This is a genomic window from Tranquillimonas alkanivorans (genome assembly GCF_900115595.1).
Lineage (GTDB): Bacteria > Pseudomonadota > Alphaproteobacteria > Rhodobacterales > Rhodobacteraceae > Tranquillimonas > Tranquillimonas alkanivorans.
On sequence record NZ_FOXA01000080.1, the window covers coordinates 1 to 1,501 of the forward strand.

A 1,501-nucleotide genomic window follows, 5' to 3' on the forward strand; every position below is an offset into this window, starting at 1 on the left:
GCAACTAGTGGCTGGGGGCACAAACCAGGGGGTGGCGACTGTTTACTAAAAACACAGGGCTCTGCGAAGTCGCAAGACGACGTATAGGGTCTGACGCCTGCCCGGTGCCGGAAGGTTAAAAGGAGGAGTGCAAGCTCCGAATTGAAGCCCCGGTAAACGGCGGCCGTAACTATAACGGTCCTAAGGTAGCGAAATTCCTTGTCGGGTAAGTTCCGACCTGCACGAATGGCGTAACGACTTCCCCGCTGTCTCCAACATCGACTCAGCGAAATTGAATTGCCTGTCAAGATGCAGGCTTCCCGCGGTTAGACGGAAAGACCCCGTGCACCTTTACTACAGCTTCACACTGGCATCAGGACTGCGATGTGCAGGATAGGTGGTAGGCTTCGAAGCAGGGACGCCAGTCCCTGTGGAGCCTCCCTTGAGATACCACCCTTCGCATTCTTGATGTCTAACCGCGGACCGTCATCCGGTTCCGGGACCCTGTGTGGCGGGTAGTTTGACTGGGGCGGTCGCCTCCTAAAGAGTAACGGAGGCGCGCGAAGGTTGGCTCAGAGCGGTCGGAAATCGCTCGTTGAGTGCAATGGCAGAAGCCAGCCTGACTGCGAGACTGACAAGTCGAGCAGAGACGAAAGTCGGCCATAGTGATCCGGTGGTCCCGCGTGGAAGGGCCATCGCTCAACGGATAAAAGGTACGCCGGGGATAACAGGCTGATGGTGCCCAAGAGTCCATATCGACGGCACCGTTTGGCACCTCGATGTCGGCTCATCTCATCCTGGGGCTGGAGCAGGTCCCAAGGGTACGGCTGTTCGCCGTTTAAAGAGGTACGTGAGCTGGGTTTAGAACGTCGTGAGACAGTTCGGTCCCTATCTGCCGTGGGTGTAGGATACTTGAGAGGAGTTGCCCCTAGTACGAGAGGACCGGGGTGAACGATCCACTGGTGGACCTGTTGTGGCGCCAGCCGCAGTGCAGGGTAGCTATGATCGGAAAGGATAACCGCTGAAGGCATCTAAGCGGGAAGCCCCCCTCAAAACAAGGTATCCCCGAGGACCGTGGTAGACCACCACGTCGATAGGCCGGAGATGTAAGCGCGGCAACGCGCTCAGTTGACCGGTACTAATTGTCCGACAGGCTTGATTTGATCCAGAAACAGCAAGGCTCAGATCAAAAGCACGCACTCAAGTGCACAGGACTTGGATAACAGATGTTCCTTCCTCGGTTTGGTGGTCACAGCGCGAGCAAAACACCCGGTCCCATCCCGAACCCGGTCGTTAAGTGCCGTAGCGCCGATGGTACTGCGTCTCAAGACGTGGGAGAGTAGGTCGCCGCCAAACCTAGCAAGGAACATCGCCCCGTATCTCTCGAAAACGATGACCAGAACACACGGGACACCGTCAGACACCAAACTGACCTCCCGAACCGGCGCGGGGTGGAGCAGCCCGGTAGCTCGTCAGGCTCATAACCTGAAGGTCGTAGGTTCAAATCCTACCCCCGCAACCA

Annotated in this window: 1 tRNA gene and 2 rRNA genes; all 3 read left to right on the plus strand. The window is 57.4% G+C overall.

What is annotated here, in order from left to right:
* Positions 1-1,142 (plus strand): 23S ribosomal RNA (locus tag BM162_RS22220); the annotation flags it as partial.
* A 78-nt stretch (positions 1,143-1,220) separates the two neighbouring features.
* A 5S ribosomal RNA gene (gene rrf / locus BM162_RS22225) occupies positions 1,221-1,335 on the plus strand.
* An 89-nt stretch (positions 1,336-1,424) separates the two neighbouring features.
* Positions 1,425-1,501: transfer RNA gene (locus BM162_RS22230), tRNA-Met, on the plus strand.